This window comes from Mycobacterium simulans (genome assembly GCF_900232995.1).
In the GTDB taxonomy this organism is placed as follows: domain Bacteria; phylum Actinomycetota; class Actinomycetes; order Mycobacteriales; family Mycobacteriaceae; genus Mycobacterium; species Mycobacterium simulans.
In genome coordinates this window covers 1341624-1360239 of sequence record NZ_OCVX01000003.1, presented here as the reverse complement: position 1 = coordinate 1360239, position 18616 = coordinate 1341624, and the positions used below count along the sequence as shown (strand labels likewise).

The window sequence follows — 18616 nt, the reverse complement described above, 5'->3', positions numbered from 1 at the left end:
AGCTAACCACACCGCGCACGACGGGATAAAGAGCAGATAACGCGCGAATGACTAATGGCGGCGACCCGTGTGGTCGCCGCCATTAGTCGTTGTCCTAGGACCTAGAGAGAACTAGGTGCCCTGGGTGGTACCTGTGCCATTGGTACCGGTGTTGGGGGTGGCACCCAGCACGCGCTGCAGGTCAGGCTTCATGGCCTGCAGCTGAGCGCCCCAGTACTCCCAGCTGTGCGTACCAAACTCCGGGAAGTTGAACACCGCATTGTGGCCGCCACCGGCGTTGTAGGCGTCCTGGTACTTCATGTTGCTGGTCCGCACGAAGCCCTCCAGGAACTTGGCGGGCGGGTTGTTGCCGCCCAGACCCGACGGCTTGCCGTTGCCGCAGTAGATCCAGATGCGGGTGTTGTTGGCGATCACCGTGCCGACGTTCAGCAGCGGGTCGTTGCGCTGCCACGCCGGGTCCCCCGACGGGCCCCACATGTCCGAGGCCTTGTAACCGCCGGCGTCACCCATAGCCAGACCGATCATCGTGGGCCCCATCGCCTGGGAGGGGTCGAGCAGGGCCGACATCGCGCCCGCGTAGACGAACTGCCCTGGGTGGTATTCGGCCAGGGTCAGCGCGGACGTTCCGGCCATCGAAAGGCCGATAACGGCGCCGCCGTTGGGCTTGACCTGCTTGTTGGCGTTCAGCCACGCCGGCAGCTCGCTGGTGAGGAACGTTTCCCACTTGTAGGTCTGGCAGCCGGCCTTGCCGCAAGCCGGGTTATACCAGTCGCTGTAGAAGCTGGACTGGCCACCGACCGGCATGATGATCGACAGGCCCGACTGGTAGTACCACTCGAACGCCGGGGTGTTGATGTCCCAGCCGTTGTAGTCGTCCTGCGCACGCAGGCCGTCGAGCAAGTACACCGCGGGCGAGTTGGCCCCGCCGCTTTGGAACTGGACCTTGATGTCGCGGCCCATCGCCGCGGAAGGCACCTGCAGGTACTCCACCGGCAGGCCCGGCCGCGAGAATGCTCCCGCGGTCGCCGAGCCGCCAGTGACATCAACGACACCGACCAGACCCGCCAGCAGGGCCGCACCAACGGCTCCCACCATGAGTCGGCGCGGCATACCTGTCACGGCGCCACGAAACCTGTCAACAAGCTTCATCCTTGCTTCCTCATCCTCATCATTTAGGTGCATCCGATGTAGTGGGCGCATCCCTGAACTAGGTCGGCCTGCATTGCGCTGAGCGCTGCAGTGCCCGTGTAGTCAACCACAACTTTCGGCTTGCACTCTCCTCGAGAGCGTCGCCCAAACCGTTATCTGACGGTGATTCGGCGTATTTTTCCGTTCCGAAGCGGCGTCCGGAAATGGCATTTCCGCATGTGCCCGCAGTTCGGCGCCCGCTGGTAGCGACTCAAATGTGATGTTGCTGTCAGTATTGGGCCACCCGGCGTGCCAAGCGGGCCGCGCAATTCGCGCAATTGATGAACATTTGGGCCAAATTCACCTACCGCCCGTCACTCGCGAGGTGGGGGAGGGGGAGTCTGGGGCACCTCGAGCCCACACCTGACGAGCTCGTAGAGCGGGACGCGGTCGATCCGGTATCGGGTGAATTCAAAGGAGTGCAGCACGTTCGAGATGAACCGGTGCAAAGTCATCGGCGCCCGCACCGAGTTGAGTACCGCCTGAGTGGCAGGGCACTGCAGGGCCGCCTCGGCCTGCGCGACCCATGCCTGGTCGAGATACCCGGGAATCCCCGGGTACCACTTCACCCACGGGCCGTCGGCGATCACCCAATCCGGGAACAGGTTCTTGTCGTGGCCGATCCGGCCGTGTTTCAGCCGCTCCGTGTGTTGCGCCAGCGGGTTTGCCAACCCGATTTGATCGATGACCCTGACATCAAGTCCAACGTTCATGCCCAGCATGCCAAGGTTTGTGAAAAACACTGCGTGATGCGATTTCTCATATGGTCTTTGGCCCGCCGGAGCGGGTGGCGGAGGCTGGATCATGGGCACGAGGTCCCACTGAGTGTAGTTGCCAGACGGCAGCAACAACGCCCCGTCGGGGGTGTTGTTCAGTGCCACCAGGACGGCCGCCATCCTCGGGTAATCGAGGTAGTCGGCGGCGGTCAGCGGATGTGCGCGCCCGGTGGCCTGGGCATAGAACCGACGCTCATCGACGATCCCCGAATAGGTGACGTGGGTGGCGTCGTCACCCATGCCCGGAGAGTTTGCCGCCCACAGCGACCAGCCCGCGACCCCCAGCCACAACGCGCTGACGGCACCGGCCAGCCAGTAACCGGTCTCCCGCGAGACGTCCTTGCCGTCGGGCACTAGCACGGGAATGACCGCCACCGGAGCCAGCAAACAAAAAAGCGGTGCCAGCAGCACCCGGCCGTGCATGAAGTCCCCACCTTGCCGGATCCAGTAGAGCCCCTGCAGCAGTCCGCTGACGACGATGAATGCCACCACGGCCGGTGGGCTTTGCACGGCCCGGGCCACCCGTCCGTAGTTGGGTGCCAGCACCGGACGCAGGAACGAGGGCCGGCGGCGCATCGACATCAGCAGCAACCCGAGCGGCACCAGCAGCACAACCGGCACCCAAAGCGCGTACGGCTGGTTGAAGTTCGACAGATAAATCATGCCCTGCGACCACTTGTCTCCGGCCGCGTCCTTTGCCAGGGCGGTGCCCGGCACCAGCAGCCCGTAGTAGCCCATCCGGAAGATCTGGTAGGCAACCGGAAGGAAGCCACCGGCCACCACGATCAGGACACGGCGCTGCCAAGTGCGGGCCGCGATCAGCATCATGATCAGCGCGAGCCCGCCGATGAGCGCAAACTCGGGCCGGACCAGCACGCTACATCCGGCGACAAAGGCCAACGCGCCGATGAATACCGGGTTCTCCGGGCGGACCCGCAACGGCTGCGACCAACAGACCATCAGCCACCACAACAGCCCCAGATAGGTCAGCACCAGCCCGCTCTCCAGGCCCGAGGTGGCGAAGTCGCGTGCCGGCGGCACCGCGATGTAGACCAGCGCCCCGGCGGGCAGCATGATGGCCCGGCGGCCTCGCAGGCTGGGCGCGTACAACCGGCCCGTCCCCAGCATGAGCAACGCCACACCCAGCACCGAAAGCACCAGGGCTACAGCCAGCGCCACATATTCCAGGCGCATCGGCCCGCCGACCCAGCTGCCCACATACAGCAAGTAGGTCCACGCTGTCGAGGTGTTCGCCTCGACACGCTCGCCCTGGTTGAACACCGGTCCGTTGCCGGCCAACAGATTTCGCACCGTGCGCAGCACGATCAATCCATCGTCGGCGATCCAGCGCCGTTGCCAACTCCCCCAACCGAACAGCACGGCGATCACCGCGACGCTGACCCACAGACTGATCCGGACGACGGGGTCGAAGGGGAACACCGGCCGGCTGACGCGACGCGCGGCGGGCCGACGCGACAGCGCGGCTACTTGGAGGGCCTTGAGCTTTTCGCTAGCCGAAAGCAACGGCGGCACCAACGGTTCCGATCCACGCCAGCGCCAGCAACTGCAACACGCGGTCACGCAGCGCAATGTCTTCGGGCTCTCCGGCCAGCCCGCCGTCGACGTCCACGGCGTAGCGCAGGATCGCGATGGTGAACGGAATCATCGACACCGCGAACCAGGACCCGCTGTAGCCGTCCCGCTCGAAGGCCCACAGCCCGTACGTCAACACCACTGCGGTGGCCGACAGCGTCCAGACGAAGCGCAGATAGGTGCTGGTATAGCTTTCCAGCGACTTGCGGATCGCCGCGCCGGTGCGTTCGGCCAATTGCAGCTCGGCGTAGCGCTTTCCGGCCACCATGAACAGCGACCCGAATGCCATCGTCAGCAAGAACCACTTGGACAGGGGGATGTCGGCGGCCACACCGCCGGCGATGGCGCGGATCAAGTACGCCGAAGACACGATGCAGATGTCGATTACCGCTTGGTGCTTGAGGCCGAAGCAGTATCCCAGCTGGATTCCGATGTAGACGACCATGACAAGCGCGAGATTCGGCGTCAGCAGCCAGGCGATGGCCAGCGATGCCACACCCAGCATCGCCGCCAGTGCGTAGGCCAGCCACTCGGGCACCACACCGGCCGCGATGGGCCGGAACCTCTTGGTGGGGTGCTCGCGGTCGGCCTCGACATCGCGTACGTCGTTGACCAGGTACACCGATGAGGCCGCCAGGCTGAACACCACGAACGCCACGGACACCTTGGTCAGGACCTCGGTGTAGTCGTAGCGGACACCGCCGCCCAATGCGGCCAGCGGCGCGGCCAGTACCAAGATGTTCTTCACCCACTGCCGCGGGCGGATCGCCTTGACGACGCCGACGACCAGGTTTGCCGGAGGTCCGGTCACGGAAGCCTCCAGTTCTTTACTCATCCGACACACCTCCGTCGACTCGGACCGCGATGGCCGCGACGGCGGCGCCGAGGGCAACACCGGCGGCCACGTCGCTGGGGTAGTGCACGCCGGCAAGTATTCGCGACAGCGCCATCGGCGGTACCAGCACCGCGGGAACTACGCCCTTGGGCAGCTTTACGGCCCGGCCCATCAAGATGGCGGCGGCGGTGGTCGAGGTGGCGTGCGCTGAAGGGAAGCTCAGCTGACTCGGCACGCCCACATTTATCGCCACGGCCGGATGATGCGGCCGCTTGCGCCGCACCAGCCGCTTGATCACCACGGCTGCGGCGTGGGCGGCGAAGCTGCCGGCACCGGCGACCAACCAATCCCGGCGCCGGCGCGGCACCATGACCGCACCCAGCAGCGATACGACGAGCCAACCGATGCTGTGCTCGCCGAAGAAAGACAGTCCGCGCGCCGCGGCGAGCGTCCACGGTCGTTCAGTGAGCGCGGATTGAACGGCCACCATGGCGGCGACTTCGCCGCGCGGCGGCGCGGGTTCAGGCATGCTCAGGCTCGTTGTGAGACAGCAGCGCCGTCTCCCACTTTTGTTTGCTGGACAGCACGGGCAATGCGTCCCGATACACCCTGCGCATCTCGTCGAAGCGGCGCACCAGCCGACGTTGCCGACGCAGCGACTGGAACAGCAGCGAGAACATCTTGGCCCGATCGCGCTGCCGGTAGACCACCCCGCACCCGTCGGCCGTCGTGACGGTGACGCCGTCCACCGTGCACAACCGGAACCACCGCGCATCCTGGGTCGGCACGTTGAACTCCGGGCGCACGTGGTGGGCCGGATCGGCGACCTTGAGATTGTGCAAGATCCCGCGGGCTAGCCGGTATCCGATGACCACAGGGTTCACCGGCGGCTTCATCACCTTGTTCTTGTGTAACGGCGGCGGCAGCTCGCTTGCCGCCGGCAGCACGACCGCGTCCGGATAGGCCTTGCGGATACGGTGCACCTCCGGCAGCGCCGACTCCAGGATCGAAAAGATGTGCTCGGGCCCCGCGAGGAAATCGTCGATGGCCTTGTTCTGGATCTCTACCGTTGAATATTCAAGGCAGGCAAGGTGTTTCAGCGTTGCCTTAAGGTGGCTACGCGCCAGCCCGGTGACGTCACCGTTCCAGTGCATCGCGGCGACGACCAGCCGGTTGCGCAGGTGGAAGTAGGCCTGCCAGTCAATGGCGTCGTCCTTGTCGCTCCAGGCCATGTGCCAGATTGCGGCGCCGGGCAGCGTGACCGTCGGGTAGCCGTGCTCGGCGGCCCGCAGACCGTAGTCGGCGTCGTCCCACTTGATGAACAGCGGCAGCGGCTGTCCCAACTCCTCGGCAACCTGGCGCGGGATCATGCACGTCCACCAGCCGTTGTAGTCAACGTCGATGCGCCGGTGCAGCAGCTTGCTCTTATCTTCCTTGTCGTTCAACGGATATTCGGCGAAGTCGTGGTCGTACTCCGCATGCGGTGCGGCGGTCCACATGAAGTTCGAGCGGTTGACGACTTCGCCCATGATGTGCAGGTGCGAAGGCTCCTGCAGGTTGAGCATCTGGCCGCCCACCAGCATCGGCGACTTGGCGAAGCGGTGCATCGCCAGCACCCGCAGAATCGAGTCTGGCTCGATGCGGATGTCGTCATCCATGAACAGGATCTGTTGGCAATCGGTGTTTTTCAGCGCCTCGTACATCACCCGGCTGTAGCCGCCGGAACCGCCCAGATTGGGCTGGTCGTGTATGGAGAGCCGATTGCCCAAGCGCTCGGCGGCGGCAGGAAAGTCTGGATGGTCGCGCACCTTGCGGGTTCCCTGGTCCGGCACGATCACCGCGCCGATCACCGCGTCCACCAATGGGTCGGCGGTCAGCTCGCGCAGCGCATTCGCGCAGTCGGCGGGACGGTTGAATGTCGGAATGCCCACAGCGACGTTGGCCGTGCCCGGAGCCGCAATGTTGGCGTACCAGCCGCCGCTGAGCAATGTGACCTTGGTGTCGGTGGTGATGTCGAACCAGATCCAGCCGCCGTCCTCGAAAGGCTGCAGTCCCACCTCGATCTCGAGCGCCTGGGGCTGCTCGTCAGCACTGGCAAACTCGCGACCTTCGACGAAGATGCGCGCCCCGGTCGCCTTGGTTCGGTAGACGTCGACACGTCCGGCACCGGTCAGCTCGACACGCAACACCACTGACTTGCAGATGGTCCAGCGGCGCCAGTAGCTGGCCGGAAACGCATTGAAGTAGGTAGCGAACGACACCTCGGACTCGGCGCCGATCTGCAAGGAGGTGCGGCTTGTCGCGTGCGCGCGCCGCGAATTCGTGGTCGACTCAACCAGGTACAGCTTGCGCACGTCGAGGGGTTCACCCGGGCGGGGCAGGATGATTCGGGAGAGCAGGCTGACCGCAGTCATACTCGAACCTCGCTCTCCAGCGAGGCACCGTCGCGCAGATGGGGAGCGAGGACGTTGTCGTACATGTTCAGAGCGCTGGCAATGGCCATATGCATATCCAGATATTGGTAGGTGCCCAAGCGTCCGCCGAAAAGTACCTTCGATGACGCGGTCTCGGACTTCGCCCTGGCTCGGTAGGCGGCCAACAGGGCGCGGTCGGCCTCGGTGTTGATCGGATAGTAGGGCTCGTCGTCGTCTTCAGCGAACCGGGAGTATTCCCGCATGATGACGGTCTTGTCGGTCGGGTAGTCGCGCTCGGGGTGAAAGTGGCGGAACTCGTGGATGCGGGTGTAGGGGACGTCGGGGTCGTTGTAATTCATTACCGGGGTGCCTTGAAAGTCACCGGTCGGTAGCACCTCGACCTCGAAATCCAATGTGCGCCAACCTAGTCGGCCTTCGGCGTAGTCGAAATAGCGGTCCAGCGGCCCGGTGTAGACCACCGGGGCATCGGGACTGTCGGCGCGAAGCTGCTCGCGGACGTCGAACCAGTCGGTGTCCAGCCTGACCTCGATGCGGTCGTCGGCGGCCATGTTCCGCAGCCACGCGGTGTAGCCGTCGACCGGCAGTCCCTCGTAGGTGTCGCTGAAGTACCGGTTGTCGAAGTTGTAGCGCACCGGCAGCCGATTGATGACGGCGGCGGGAAGCTCAACGGGGTCGGTCTGCCACTGCTTGGCGGTGTAACCCTTGACGAACGCCTCGTAGAGCGGCCGGCCGATCAACGAGATGGCCTTCTCCTCCAGGTTCTGCGCGTCGGCGGTCTTGATCTCGGCGGCTTGTTCGGCGATGAGCCGGCGCGCTTCGTCGGGAGTGAAGTACTTGCCGAAGAACTGCGAGACCAGACCCAGACCCATCGGGAATTGGTAGGCCTGCCCGTTGTACATCGCGAACACCCGGTGCTGGTAACCGGTGAAATCGGTGAACTGCCGCACGTAATCCCACACCTTCTTATTAGAGGTGTGAAACAGATGCGCGCCGTACTTGTGGACTTCGATGCCGGTTTGCGGCTCGGGCTCGGAGTAGGCGTTGCCGCCGATATGCGGGCGCTTCTCGACGACGAGGACACGCTTGTCGAGTTGCGTAGCCACGCGCTCGGCAATCGTCAGGCCGAAAAATCCGGAGCCGACGACGAATAGGTCGAAACAGGCGGTCATCGGTTGCCTAGGGTATCTGACCTTGCTGCCAAAACCCGACTTGGCGGCGCGCGGGGGTCCGGATTCTCCCAGGTACGAGCCGACGCGGCCATCGAACGTCACACGCTAGAAGCACTCACGTCGCAATTGCCTCACGATTCGATATCACCACTCTAGTCACAGCAATCCCACTCGTACCATCGGTCATGTGGGTTTCATGCCGTGCATGCCACGCAACAAGTAATCCAAATTGAGGAGACTTCAGTGCCGAACCGACGCCGACGCAAGCTCTCGACAGCCATGAGCGCGGTCGCCGCCCTGGCAGTCGCAAGTCCATGTGCATATTTTCTTGTCTACGAAGCAACTAGCGGCCCCAAACCGCCCGAGCACCATGAGTTCAAGCAGGCGGCCAACATCGCTGACCTGCCGGGCGAGTTGATCGGCGCGCTGTCGCAGGGGTTGTCACAGTTCGGAATCAACGTGCCTCCGGTCCCAGCCCTCGGCGGCACCAGTACCGCCAGCACCGGCCTGGGTAGCCCCGGCTTGGGGGCTAGTCCCGGTTTGACGAGTCCGGGCCTTACCAGCCCGGGTCTGACCAGCCCTGGTCTTACGCCGTCGACACCCGGATCCCTGGCCCTGCCGGGTACCACGGTGACGCCGCCGACGCCCGGTGCTGGAGTCAACCCCGCACTCACCAACCCCGCGCTCACTAGCCCGACCGGGGTTGCGCCGGGCCTCACCAGCCCGACGGGCCTAAGTCCTGCCTCGGGTACCGGCGAGATTCCCATCACGTCTCCGGTCGGATTGGACCCCGGCGCCGACGGCACCTACCCCATCCTGGGCGACACGTCGGGCCTAGGCGGTGTTGGTAGCGGCACTGGCCTGTCGCCAGTCAGCCCGGCCAGCACCGGAACCGGCGGCGGGCTTGTCAATGACCTGATGCAGGCGGCCAACCAGTTGGGTGCGTCGCAGGCCATCGACCTGCTCAAGGGCCTCGTGATGCCGGCAATCATGCAGGGCGTTCAGAACGGCGGCGCCGGCGCAGCCGGTGCCGCGCCGGGCGCGCCAGCGTTGCCAGCCGGTGCGGTACCCGCGGCCGCGGGTGCAGTGCCGGCGCCAGCCGCTCCGGTGGCGGGTGCAATACCGGCGCCAGCCGCTCCGGTGGCGGGTGCAATACCGGCCCCGGCCGCTCCGGTGGCGGGTGCAATACCGGCCCCGGCCGCGCCCGCGGCAGCAGCAGCCCCGGAGCTGGTGCCGGTCACCTAGATCCCCATCGAGAAAAAGCCCTCCAACCTGTCACCTGACGACACCGCAGAGTCACACTGGGCCCGGGCCCCGGCAACCCACCCAGCAACAATCCTCTGCGGTGTCGTCGACATGTTTTTGAGCGTTTATCCCGTGTCGCCTCATTAGAAACATTAGACACACACGTAACATCGGCTGGTGCCGTCCCGCACCCGTGCACCGACGATTTTGCTTACCGCTATCGCGGCGACGGTGGTCATTGTCTCCTGGGTGCTCAACCATCCTCCTGACCGCACCCACGAGGCACCGCCGCGTCGCGACACCCAACTCGCCGAGCAGCCGCTGATCGGGCTCGGCGGGGGTGTGACGGTGCGCGAACTCACCCCGGACACCCAGCTTTCCTTGGTCGCGTTGACCGGCGACCTGGCCGGCACCTCAACCCGTGTGCGCGCCAAGCGCCCCGACGGGTCATGGGGCCCTTGGTACCAGACCGAATATGAGACCGCGGCGCCCGACCCGGGCCCGGATGCGACGTCTCGGGGCCCACGGAGCACCGATCCGGTGTTCGTCGGCGCAACCACGACCGTGCAGATCGCGGTGACCCGCCCGATCGACGCGCCGGTCACCCAGCCGCCGCCTCGCGACCAACTCAGCAACAATCCCGACGAGCGCGGCCTCGGCTACCGTCCCGCGACGAAGGAACAGCCCTTCGGCCAGAACATCTCCGCGATCCTCATCTCGCCGCCCCAGGCACCGGCCGAAACACACTGGACCCCGCCGACCGGGGTCACCATGCCCGGGCAGGCGCCGGCCATCATCAGCCGCGCGGAATGGGGTGCCGACGAGTCGTTGCGTTGCGGTACGCCGCAATACGACAACGGCGTTCGCGCCGCGGTGGTGCACCACACCGCCGGTAGCAATGACTATTCACCCCTGGAATCTGCGGGGATCGTCAAAGCCATCTACACCTACCACAGCAAAACCCTGGGCTGGTGCGACATTGCATACAACGCGCTGGTCGACAAGTACGGCCAGGTGTTCGAGGGCAGCGCCGGCGGGCTCACCAAGGCGGTCGAAGGCTTTCACACCGGCGGCTTCAACCGCGACACCTGGGGTGTGGCGATGATTGGCAACTTCGATGACGTGGCACCCACGCCGATTCAGCTCCGCACCGTCGGCAGGCTGCTCGGCTGGCGGCTGGGCATGGCTGACGTCGACCCCAAGGGCACGGTGGAACTGGAGTCGGTGGGCGGTTCCTACACCACTTTTCCGGCCGGTGCGGTGGCCAAGTTGCCCGCCATCTTTACCCACCGCGACGTCGGCAACACCGACTGCCCGGGCAACGCCGCCTACGCCCTGATGGACGAAATCCGGGACATTGCATCACATTTCAACGATCCGCCCGAGGAGCTGATCAAGGCACTCGAGGGCGGCGCGATCTACGAACGTTGGCAGGCGCTGGGCGGGATGAACAGCGTGCTGGGTGCACCAACGTCGCCAGAGATGGAGGCAGCCGGCGCGGCGCGGTACGCAACGTTTGCCAAGGGAGCGATGTACTGGGCGCCGGAGACGGGCGCCCAGCCGGTCACCGGCGCGATCTACGACGCCTGGGCCTCGCTGAGCTATGAACGTGGTCCCCTCGGGCTGCCCACCAGTGCCGAGATCCACGAGCCGCTGTATATCGCGCAGAACTTCCAGCACGGGACATTGAACTTCGAGCGGCTCAACGGCAATGTCACCGAGGTCGTTGACGGGATCACGACGCCGCTGTCGACGCAGACCCCCAGTGGCCCCACGGTGCCGCCCGAACACTTCTCACTCCCAACCCATCCGACGAACTGAGGTCGGAGTTAGTCTGCGTCCTGTGTCCGAGACGCCGTATTTGACGATCGATCTCGGTCGAGTCCGCCATAACTTCCAGACACTGCGCGCCTGCCTGCCCGATGCGCGGATCCGCTACGCGGTAAAGGCGAATCCGGCCGAACCGATTCTGCGTCTGCTTGGCGCCGAAGGAGCGGCATTCGACGTCGCCTCCGTCGGCGAGATCGACGCGTGTGGCTCCGCCGGTATCGCCGGACGCCTGGTGACGTTCGGCAATCCCATCAAGAAGCCATCGGAGGTGGCTGCGGCGTCTGCACGCGGAGTGCAACGGTTTACGTTCGACACCCACCACGATGCGGGCTCGATTGCCGAGCACGCCCCCGGGGCGGCTGTGGAATGTCGCATCACGCCGGCGTTTCCGTCGTCGGTGACGCCTTTCGGCCACAAGTTCGGCTGCGACCCCGCCGATGCCGCCGGACTGCTGCGCCGAGCCCGCCAACTTGGGCTGCGAGCGGAAGGCATCTGCTTCCATGTCGGCTCCCAACAGCTCGACCCGGCGGCTTGGGATATCGGAATACGCTGCGCTGCACCGATTTTCGATGCCCTGGGTGATCTCACCACCATCAACGTCGGAGGCGGATTCTCAATCCCGTACGCCACCGGCGCACCCAACCTCGAGGCCGTCGCCGACGCAATCATGTCGGCGTTGACGCGTCATTTTGGTGACAACCCACCACAACTAGTCGTGGAACCCGGTCGGGTGATCGTGGGTTCCGCCGGCACCATCCGATGCGAGGTGGTGTCCGTGCGGACCGGGACCGACGGCCGGCGCTGGGTATATCTCGACATGGGGCGCTACAGCGGTCTTGCAGAAACCGAGAATGAGTACATCCGGTACCGGCTGCGGACCGACCGCGACGGCGATCCGGTTGACGATGCCGTCATCGCAGGGCCGACCTGCGACGGGGATGATGTGCTCTACCAAAGCTATCCGCTTCCGGTCACGCTGCGTCCCGGTGATGGTCTAGTGATCGACGACGCCGGTGCGTATACCGCGAGCTACGCATCTGTGGCATTCAATGGATTCCCGCCGTTGCCAACCTATTTCGAGGGCGCTATCAACAGCGCGCGGACCGAAATCGTCGAGCCGCTGGCGCCCGGGCTTACCCGAAGTTGGCGCGTCTTCGAGGTTATCTGTGATGTGCGTACCCCCTTCCAAGAGTTGGTCATCGGACGCACCGAACAGGGCGTGGCATTGTTCAGCGACGGCGAACGTCAGAGCACCGAGTTCAGCCAGCTCGTCTATCACGAGGCGCTGCTGGTACCGGCGCTGCTCTTGGCGGACAAGATCGAGCGGGTCCTCGTCATCGGCTCCGGCGAGGGAGTGGTGAGCCAGCTGGCGGTAGCCGCCGGGGCAACCCATGTCGATCACGTCGACATCGATCGCCAAGCGGTTCGGCTGTGCGCGCAGCATCTGCCCTACGGCTACACGATGGACGAATTGCGCAGGGCGGAAGAAGGACTCGGTCCGGTCAGCGTGCATTACCGCGACGGCTGGGACTTTGTGGACGAATCCAAGCTGTCATATGACCTAGTGGTCGTCGACCTTCCCGACGAGCGAGCCGATCCCGCGCAGCACAACCGGCTCTACGAAGCCGGCTTTATCCAAAGATGCCGCAACATAGCGCGTGTCGTCGTCGCTCAGGCCGGCTGCCCGACGCTGTGGCGCAACAAGTCGCTGCAGTTGTCGTGGCTGCGCTTTCATGAGACCTTCGACACCGTCGTCTATTTCGGCAGCGACGAGCACGAGTGGGCGTTCTTGTCGGGCCTGTCGGGTGCCGTCTGTGAAGACCCAGTCACGATGATGTCGGCTCGACTCCCGACGCTTACCTACAAACCCCGCACCATCGACGCCGACTCGCTGGTCGCGTCCACGGTCCCACCAAAGTCGCTGCGGGGCTAGGTCGCGTTTCACGCCGGGATCCCGCACCTCGATCGTGGTCGGTGGGCTGGTATCGCCGTCGACGGCAGTTTGGCGACCACCTACAGCATCACCGTGCACGACGGCGAACCCGACGGAGCGGAGTCCCTGGAAGGTAAGTCGCAATAGGCAAATCTGCCACAAGTATCACTTGTGGGCTCACAACATTTGGGTCGCTACCGCGGGCGCTGGAGGCGGGGAAACATATTGAGGTATGCACGATCCCGGAACGTTTGATCACGAGGGCGCCAACTGCAGCCTCGCTGTTGCCGACGATGCACGATCGGAACCGGATTGTCGGTTTCTTTTGGCCAACGAGCGGACGTTTCTGGCTTGGCAGCGTACCGCGCTGGGCCTACTGGCTGCCTCGGTTGGCGTCGTCACCATAGTCCCTGCGACATCTGTGCCGGCATCGCGGCACATCGTCGGGTTGATCCTGGGCGGTCTAGCGATCCTGACGGCCGGCATGGGTTTGCGTCGATGGGCGCAGTCGGATCGGGCCATCCGCCACAGCATGCCGCTGCCGCGGCAGTTCGGACCCGCGTATCTGGGGCTCGGAGTTGTCATCATCGGCCTGGTCACACTGGTGCTGATGGTAGGCGCGGGGGTCATCGGTTGATCAACGAGCAGACCGGACTGGCTGACGCGGGGCTTCAGGCGGAACGAACCACACTGTCATGGTCCCGCACCACTTTGGCCGTCATGGCAGTTAGCGGATTTGTCGCGCGGGAGAATTGCCGGAGGCCTACGGGTTGTATCGGGTTCTTCGCAGCCGGGCTTGCCGTGGTGGCCGCGGTGATCGCCTCGCTGGTCACCGTGCGACGCGAACACACCCTGAACCGGTGCCCACACCGCCAACACAGCACGCCACGTTGCGAGGTGGCCCTGGTCGGCGCCTCGATCGTTGCTTTGTGGCTTGGTGCTTGTCCTCTAGTTCTGCTGAGGGTGTAGCTCCAAGCCGGGCCGTACCTGTCACTGTCTCGGGAAAGGAATAACATGAAGCCCTACGCGTGGACCGTTATTGGAGCCGGGCCCGCCGGCATTGCCGCGGTGGGCAAGCTGCTGGACCGCGGCGTTCCACAACATCGGATCGGATGGATCGACCCGCATTTCGCGGCGGGCGATTTCGGCCAAAAATGGCATGCGGTACCCAGCAACACGACCGTGGCACTGTTCCTGAGCTATCTGAATGCCTCACCGTCTTTTCGCTTCGCCGAGGCCGCATTCGAGCTCGCAGCAGTTGACCCTAACCAGACATGCGAACTCGGGCTGGTCGCCGAACCACTCGTGTGGATCACCGAGCACCTATCGCAGCGCGTACCGACACATCGCACCACCGCTACTGCGCTGCAGTTGCAGAACAGGTGTTGGACAATCGAAACCGAGCACGGTCCGATCACATCCGAGAACGTGGCCCTCTGCGTCGGCGCCACTCCCAGAAAGCTCGCTCATCCCAACCTGCGCGAAATCCCGCTAGATGTAGCACTTAACCCGGACAGGCTTGCCGAAGAGTCGCTCGACAATGCCACCGTGGCGGTCTTCGGGTCATCTCATTCGACCATGATCGTCCTTCCTCACCTGTTGGACCGACCCGTCAAGAAGGTCATCAACTTCTACCGCAGCCCACTGAGATACGCTGTCGCCTACCAGGATTGGACGCTGTTCGACGATAGTGGCCTCAAGGGTCAGGCGGCACAATGGGCACGGGAGAACATCGACGGCGCCCAACCGGACCGGCTCCAACGTGTCTTGGTGTCCAGCCCCGAATTCGACGAACGAATCGCCGAATGCGACCACGTCGTCTACACAGTGGGTTTCGAGCGCCGCCAGCTGCCCGAGACTCCCCAATGGGGACGACTCGAGCACAACCCGACCAATGGAATCCTTGCGCCTGGCTTGTTTGGGTTCGGCATCGCCTATCCCGAGTATCGCCTCGACCCGCTAGGTTGTGGCCAATTCCGCGTCGGACTGTCCAAGTTCATGGAATACCTGGACACCGTGTTGCCAGTGTGGATGAACTACGCGGCCTAAGTTCGGTCGGACGTTCGCCACGCGCAAGGCGTTGGTAGCAGCAGCGTAAGCGGTCCTGCCTGCCGTCGTGCGCTCAACAGAGTTCCTCTCGTGCACCCTCGGGAAGGCTAGGATGCCCGAGCCTGTACGCTCACAAAGCTACTTTGTGCCCTTGCCGGGTCTCACAAGCCCGGCTTGTCTCCTGCCGGTGGAGGATCGTCGTGCCAGCCCTCAGTTCTCACATGCCCGACTTGTCGGCATTCGAAATCTTCCTGGCGATCGCCCGGACGGGCAGTCTGGGCGCCGCAAGCCGAGAATTGGGGCTGACGCAGCAGGCGGTATCGGCACGGCTGGCATCCATCGAGGCGCAGACTGGGGTGACCTTGGTGGTCAGAACCCCACGCGGTTCCGAGCTGACAGCCGCCGGTGTCGTCGTCGCCGAGTGGGCGGACCGGCTGCTCGACGTCGCGCAATATGTGGATGCCGGCCTGGCGTCGCTGCGATCAGAAAGACGTTCACGCGTCAAAGTGGCAGCCAGCCTGACGATCGCCGAACATCTCATGCCGCGTTGGCTGGTGTCGATGCGGGTTGCGGCCAATCGACTTGGTGTCGCGCCTCCGGAAGTCATCATGAACGCAACCAACAGCGACCAGGCAGCTACCGCAGTGCGGGATGGATCAGCCGACCTGGGATTCATCGAAACGCCAAACGTACCAACAGGTTTACGCAGCCACGTGATCGGGCACGACGAGCTTGTGGTAATCGTTCCCGCTGACCACAAATGGGCGCGCCGCCAGCGACCACTGACAGCAGCTGAACTGAGCCAAACCCCGCTCGTCGCCCGCGAACAAGGTTCAGGTACCCGTGATTCGTTGACCGTGGCGCTTTCTCACACCTTGGGGGATTCGATGCACCAAGCGCCACCGGTCCTCGAACTGTCCTCCGCCGCCGCGGTGCGTGCCGCCGTCGTCGCCGGCGCCGGCCCCGCCGTCATGAGCCGGCTGGCTGTGGCCGATGACCTGGAAATCGGTCGCCTGCGCACGGTGCCAGTCCCCGAGCTGGACCTGAAGCGCAAGCTTCGGGCCATTTGGGCAGGCGGGCGCAAACCGCCCGTGGGAGCAGCCCGAGACCTCCTCACCCACATCACCAGCCGCACCACCGGTTAGGTCGAGTCTCCCCGTTTCATTGGCAGCTACCCGCAGCGATTGGGCAGCCGGGCGGCGAAGCGCCCACGGGGAACTCGGGTAACCCGCCACGGTCGGGCAACGCAACGGCAAAATGCACTATCACCCACCGGCGGTTTGTGCACGTTGCACAAACCGCTTGGCGCCCAACAGGTCCCGGCTCGGGTCTTACAAGCTAGTGCGCCAAATCCCATGCGGATACAAACGGCGGCACACTACGCTCGCTTTGCCTACCGACCGCAGGATTGCCAGAAAGACATCGAGAGGGAAAGACCGTGTCATTTGTGGTTACGACGCCCGAGATAGTCACGGCGGCAGCCGGGAACCTAGCGGGTATCGGCTCTACGCTAGCGGAGGCAACCGCGGCCGCGGCGGGCCCCACGACCGAGATCGCAGCCGCCGCCGCCGATGAGGTGTCGATCGCAATCTCCCAGTTGTTCGGTACCTACGCCCAGGAGTTTCAAGCCGTCAGCGCCCAAGCCGCGACTTTTCATGACGAGTTCTTGCGCTTGTTAAACGGTGGCGCGGCGGCATATCTGAGCACCGAGATCGCCAGCGCCGAGCAGAATCTGGCGAACTTGACCGGCGGCGCGTCCGGTCTGACCACAGGCGGCGCCGCATCGTTGCTGTCCGAACGGATCGGGTCGGGTGTGCAAGCCGTCTCGCAGGCCGTCGCAGGCGCGCCCGGATTACAAGAGCTGCAGACGGCCTTGCGGCCGGGGCTGTGGACGCCCGGCGCGGCCGCCGCTGCCGTTCCGGGCGGCGCATATCAACAACTGTTCGCCAACACAGTCGCCAACTTGGAAGCCCTCGGCAGTGCTTGGGCCGCACACCCGTTCCCGTTCCTGAGTCAGTTCATCGCCAACCAGCAGGGCTATTGGCAGCAGATAGCGACGGCACTCGCCAGGGCCATCGAGAACTTCCCCACGGAATTGGCCAATGTGCCAGCGGCTGTCCAGGCCGCCATCGAGCAGCTCTTGGCATTCCCCGCGGCGTATTACCTACAACAGTTCATCGCCACACAGATCGGCTTCGCCCAGACGTTCGCCACGACACTCAACCACGGAATCACCAGCCTCGTGGGCGGGCTGCCTGCATTCGGGTCGGAGCTCCAAGTCGCCTTCCAAGCGGCCCTGGCGGGTGATTACGACACCGCGGTGGCTGACCTAGGCAAGGCCTACGCAAATCTGTTGGTCACCGGGGTCGACACCGGCAACGTGACCATTTCCGTAGTGGGTACCTCGGTAAATGCCACGGCAAAGCCCGTGCTTCTTGGCCCGCTGGGAGACCTATTCACCATCATGAACCTCCCTGGGCAAGAGGCTCAGTACCTCACCAACCTGATGCCTCCCTCCATCCCCAGACAGATGTCGCAGAATTTCACCAACGTGCTCAATACGCTTACGCTCCCGAGCATTTCGGCGGTCCTTTCGATACCGGTGCTTAACCCCACAGCCGGAACGCTCAGCGCATTCTTCGGATTGCCGTTGGTCCTCACCTATGCGGCAGCGGGCGCGCCGTATTCGACACTGTATGCGCTCGCAAATAGCGCGGAAACGTTCCAGCAGGCCCTGGTGGCCGGCAACTTCGTAGGAGCGCTCGGTGCACTCAATGATGCCCCAGCCTTTGCGTTAGACGGCTTCCTCAATGCTCGGAACGTCGTGAATTTGCCGATACAGGTGCCAACGGGTTTCCAAGCGCCGTTGCCGCCAAACATTACGATCACGCTGCACTTGCCCTTTGACGGGATTCTTGTTCCCCCTCACCCCGTTACCGCGACGGTAGACCCCCATCTTCCGGGCGTTACCCCATTTGACGTGACCGTCTTCGGCACGCCCTTCTCAGGAATGGTTCCCCTGCTGGTCAACTACATTCCCCAACAGCTCGCCAAGGCAATCACACCCACGGGGTAGGCCGGGCATGGCCTGAAATTTCTAGAGAATCGCGACTGCCACCACAATGCCGAGCGCGACTTGCGCAGCGGCAACCATGAGCGACTCGTAGCAGAATTCCTCCGATTCGAACGTCCCGTGCATGTCAATGCCGATCGCCAGCGTCGCAATCCTCATCATGACCACTTGCGCGGCGATGCCCACCAGCCCGAACGTCGCCGATGCCAGCAGCCCCTCTCCCAACTTTCCCGACGACGAGTAGATCGCCAGCACCACAATGAGCGCCATGCTGACCATCCCGGCCGCGGCCACAACGATGGCGTTTGGCTTTCCGGCGTGGACCATCTTGCGCAACCGACCCGGGGTGGTGAGGTCGATGGCGTAGAACCCGACCATCATCAGCGCCAGCCCGACGATCGCGTACAAGACGACGGCACTGACCCCGCGAGCCAACCAACTCCAGTAGTCCGAATGCAGCGCCACAATAGTTGTCGACGATGTCGTCATC

The 18616-nt window shown here is 64.3% G+C and carries 15 protein-coding genes; 8 read left to right on the top strand and 7 right to left on the bottom strand.

Translation table 11 applies throughout. The features are described from left to right. Positions 1 to 111: 111 nt before the first annotated feature. The 6 genes from ag85A to glf all read right to left on the bottom strand — a co-directional run bounded on the left by ag85A (position 112) and on the right by glf (position 7996). Positions 112 to 1149, bottom strand: a complete 1038-nt coding sequence (ag85A, locus tag MSIMFI_RS06895) for a diacylglycerol acyltransferase/mycolyltransferase Ag85A (RefSeq protein WP_191496651.1) — start codon at positions 1147 to 1149, stop codon at positions 112 to 114. Between the two features lie 353 nt (positions 1150 to 1502). Then, positions 1503 to 3500 (bottom strand): terminal beta-(1->2)-arabinofuranosyltransferase, encoded by a 1998-nt coding sequence (gene aftB, locus MSIMFI_RS06890; protein ID WP_186245323.1) that lies wholly within the window; start codon positions 3498 to 3500, stop codon positions 1503 to 1505. Further along, complete coding sequence (locus MSIMFI_RS06885; RefSeq protein ID WP_186245324.1) at positions 3475 to 4392, bottom strand: decaprenyl-phosphate phosphoribosyltransferase; 918 nt, start codon at positions 4390 to 4392, stop codon at positions 3475 to 3477. Before MSIMFI_RS06885 ends, aftB begins: the two co-directional genes overlap by 26 nt. Next, positions 4385 to 4921, bottom strand: coding sequence for a phosphatase PAP2 family protein (locus tag MSIMFI_RS06880; RefSeq protein ID WP_191496650.1), 537 nt, complete (start codon positions 4919 to 4921; stop codon positions 4385 to 4387). Before MSIMFI_RS06880 ends, MSIMFI_RS06885 begins: the two co-directional genes overlap by 8 nt. Continuing rightward, positions 4914 to 6806, bottom strand: coding sequence for a glycosyltransferase (locus MSIMFI_RS06875; protein ID WP_191496649.1), 1893 nt, complete (start codon positions 6804 to 6806; stop codon positions 4914 to 4916). The genes MSIMFI_RS06880 and MSIMFI_RS06875 overlap by 8 nt, the downstream gene beginning before the upstream one ends. Next, the gene (gene glf, locus MSIMFI_RS06870; RefSeq protein ID WP_191496648.1) at positions 6803 to 7996 is read right to left on the bottom strand and encodes a UDP-galactopyranose mutase; all 1194 of its coding nucleotides are present in this window, start codon (positions 7994 to 7996) and stop codon (positions 6803 to 6805) included. The genes MSIMFI_RS06875 and glf overlap by 4 nt, the downstream gene beginning before the upstream one ends. Positions 7997 to 8239: 243 nt before the next feature. On the opposite strand from glf, the gene MSIMFI_RS06865 reads away from it, so the two are divergent. The 8 genes from MSIMFI_RS06865 (at position 8240) to MSIMFI_RS06825 (ending at position 18129) form a co-directional block, all read left to right on the top strand. Next, entirely contained in the window at positions 8240 to 9241 is a 1002-nt protein-coding gene (locus MSIMFI_RS06865) for a hypothetical protein (RefSeq protein ID WP_191496647.1), read from the top strand. A gap of 177 nt (positions 9242 to 9418) precedes the next feature. Continuing rightward, positions 9419 to 11062: an LGFP repeat-containing protein gene (locus MSIMFI_RS06860; protein WP_191496646.1), complete on the top strand. Its 1644-nt coding sequence runs from the start codon at positions 9419 to 9421 to the stop codon at positions 11060 to 11062. Between the two features lie 22 nt (positions 11063 to 11084). Next, positions 11085 to 13004 carry a spermine/spermidine synthase domain-containing protein gene (locus tag MSIMFI_RS27880; RefSeq protein WP_224770105.1) on the top strand — a complete coding sequence of 640 codons (1920 nt, stop codon included), beginning with the start codon at positions 11085 to 11087 and terminating at the stop codon, positions 13002 to 13004. 232 nt (positions 13005 to 13236) lie between these two features. Then, the gene (locus MSIMFI_RS06845; RefSeq protein WP_191496645.1) at positions 13237 to 13641 is read left to right on the top strand and encodes a YidH family protein; all 405 of its coding nucleotides are present in this window, start codon (positions 13237 to 13239) and stop codon (positions 13639 to 13641) included. Next, positions 13638 to 13973 (top strand): DUF202 domain-containing protein, encoded by a 336-nt coding sequence (locus MSIMFI_RS29585; RefSeq protein WP_191496644.1) that lies wholly within the window; start codon positions 13638 to 13640, stop codon positions 13971 to 13973. Before MSIMFI_RS06845 ends, MSIMFI_RS29585 begins: the two co-directional genes overlap by 4 nt. A gap of 45 nt (positions 13974 to 14018) precedes the next feature. Then, complete coding sequence (locus MSIMFI_RS06835) at positions 14019 to 15053, top strand: NAD(P)/FAD-dependent oxidoreductase (RefSeq protein ID WP_191496643.1); 1035 nt, start codon at positions 14019 to 14021, stop codon at positions 15051 to 15053. Between the two features lie 221 nt (positions 15054 to 15274). After that, positions 15275 to 16198: a LysR family transcriptional regulator gene (locus MSIMFI_RS06830; RefSeq protein WP_191496642.1), complete on the top strand. Its 924-nt coding sequence runs from the start codon at positions 15275 to 15277 to the stop codon at positions 16196 to 16198. Between the two features lie 293 nt (positions 16199 to 16491). After that, positions 16492 to 18129 carry a PE domain-containing protein gene (locus MSIMFI_RS06825; RefSeq protein WP_191496641.1) on the top strand — a complete coding sequence of 546 codons (1638 nt, stop codon included), beginning with the start codon at positions 16492 to 16494 and terminating at the stop codon, positions 18127 to 18129. Between the two features lie 21 nt (positions 18130 to 18150). Here MSIMFI_RS06825 and MSIMFI_RS06820 read toward each other — a convergent pair whose 3' ends face one another. Beyond that, positions 18151 to 18615, bottom strand: a complete 465-nt coding sequence (locus MSIMFI_RS06820; RefSeq protein ID WP_191496640.1) for a DUF350 domain-containing protein — start codon at positions 18613 to 18615, stop codon at positions 18151 to 18153. Position 18616 lies beyond the last annotated feature (1 nt).

Bases quoted from the DNA above. Each gene is read 5' to 3' on its own strand.
- MSIMFI_RS06820 (WP_191496640.1), bottom strand. From the start codon at position 18,615: ATGACGACATCGTCGACAACTATTGTGGCGCTGCATTCGGACTACTGG.
- MSIMFI_RS06845 (WP_191496645.1), top strand. From the start codon at position 13,237: ATGCACGATCCCGGAACGTTTGATCACGAGGGCGCCAACTGCAGCCTC.
- glf (WP_191496648.1), bottom strand. From the start codon at position 7,996: ATGACCGCCTGTTTCGACCTATTCGTCGTCGGCTCCGGATTTTTCGGC.
- MSIMFI_RS06875 (WP_191496649.1), bottom strand. From the start codon at position 6,806: ATGACTGCGGTCAGCCTGCTCTCCCGAATCATCCTGCCCCGCCCGGGT.
- MSIMFI_RS06880 (WP_191496650.1), bottom strand. From the start codon at position 4,921: ATGCCTGAACCCGCGCCGCCGCGCGGCGAAGTCGCCGCCATGGTGGCC.
- MSIMFI_RS06885 (WP_186245324.1), bottom strand. From the start codon at position 4,392: ATGAGTAAAGAACTGGAGGCTTCCGTGACCGGACCTCCGGCAAACCTG.
- MSIMFI_RS06835 (WP_191496643.1), top strand. From the start codon at position 14,019: ATGAAGCCCTACGCGTGGACCGTTATTGGAGCCGGGCCCGCCGGCATT.
- ag85A (WP_191496651.1), bottom strand. From the start codon at position 1,149: ATGAAGCTTGTTGACAGGTTTCGTGGCGCCGTGACAGGTATGCCGCGC.
- MSIMFI_RS06830 (WP_191496642.1), top strand. From the start codon at position 15,275: ATGCCCGACTTGTCGGCATTCGAAATCTTCCTGGCGATCGCCCGGACG.